The following is a 1,100-nucleotide window of genomic DNA, read 5'->3' as shown; positions in this document are numbered from 1 at the left end:
GGACAGCCGGACGGCGCCCCACGCGAGCGGGACGGCGACGGCCAGGCCGACGGCGACCGCCAGCAGCGCGGTGACGGCGTCCGGGAGGTCCTCGGGCAGCACGCTGGTCGCCGCGGCGCCGCCGAACCCGACGCCCCCCAGCAGAGCGGCCGCGGCCGGGACGGAGAACCAGCCGTCGGCGTCGACCTCCCCGAGACCGAGCTCGCCGAGTTCACCGACGAAGAGCGAGAGCAGGAGCACGGCCAGACCGACGGCACCGATGACGAGGAAGACCGCTGCCACTCCGTGCGTCCTCCTCGTCGACCTGGAACTCCGCACCCTTCCAGTTGCGGGACCGGACGGGCAAGTAAGTCGCCCGAGCGGACGAACGAGGATCATCGGGGGGTGGGCATGCGGCGGGAGGCGAGCGTCCTGCACCTCGACCTCGACGCGTTCTTCGCCGCCGTCGAGCAGCGCGACAAGCCGTCGCTGCGGGGCCGGCCGGTCGTCGTCGGCGGGGTCGGCGGCCGCGGCGTGGTGGCGACGGCCTCCTACGAGGCGCGTGCCTTCGGCGCCCGGTCGGCCATGTCGACGGCGGAGGCGCGGCGCCGCTGCCCCCCGGGGACGGCGTTCCTCGGGGGCCGGTTCGCCGCCTACCGACGGACGTCGGACGTCGTCATGGCGCTGCTGCGGGAGCTGTCGCCGCTGGTCGAGCCGGTGTCGATCGACGAGGCCTACGTGGACCTCGCCGCCGGGGACGGTCACGACCTGTCGGTCCCGGGCGTCACCGCCCTCGCCGCGACGCTCAAGCAGCGGATCGCCGTGGCCACGGGCGGCGTCACCGGCTCGGTGGGGATCGGCAGCTCCAAGCTGATGGCCAAGCTCGCCTCGGACATGGACAAGCCCGACGGCCTCGTCGTCGTCGAACCGGGCACCGAGCTCGAGGTCCTGCACCCCCTGCCCGTGACGCGGCTGGGTGGCGTCGGGCCGGCGACCGCCGAACGCCTGCACCAGGTGGGCGTGACGACGGTCGGCGACCTCGCGGCCAAGTCGCTGGCCGACCTCGTGGCCCTGGCCGGCAAGGCCCACGGCACCGGGCTGTACGCGCTGGCGCGGGCGGA

General features: G+C 75.2%; 2 protein-coding genes. One reads left to right on the top strand and one right to left on the bottom strand.

All coding sequences use genetic code 11. From position 1 onward, the window contains the following. Positions 1 to 282, bottom strand: a 282-nt coding sequence (locus tag E4P40_RS27665) for a hypothetical protein (protein WP_209305561.1), incomplete at its 3' end; no start/stop codon positions are given. 108 nt (positions 283 to 390) lie between these two features. Between E4P40_RS27665 and E4P40_RS27660 the strand changes: the two genes are divergently transcribed. Then, positions 391 to 1,100, top strand: a 710-nt coding sequence (locus E4P40_RS27660) for a helix-hairpin-helix domain-containing protein (RefSeq protein WP_348519660.1), incomplete at its 3' end; no start/stop codon positions are given.

The organism is Blastococcus sp. CT_GayMR20 (assembly GCF_004570345.1).
The sequence above is the reverse complement of the archived record's forward strand: the minus strand, read 5'-3'. Positions and strand labels throughout refer to the sequence as shown.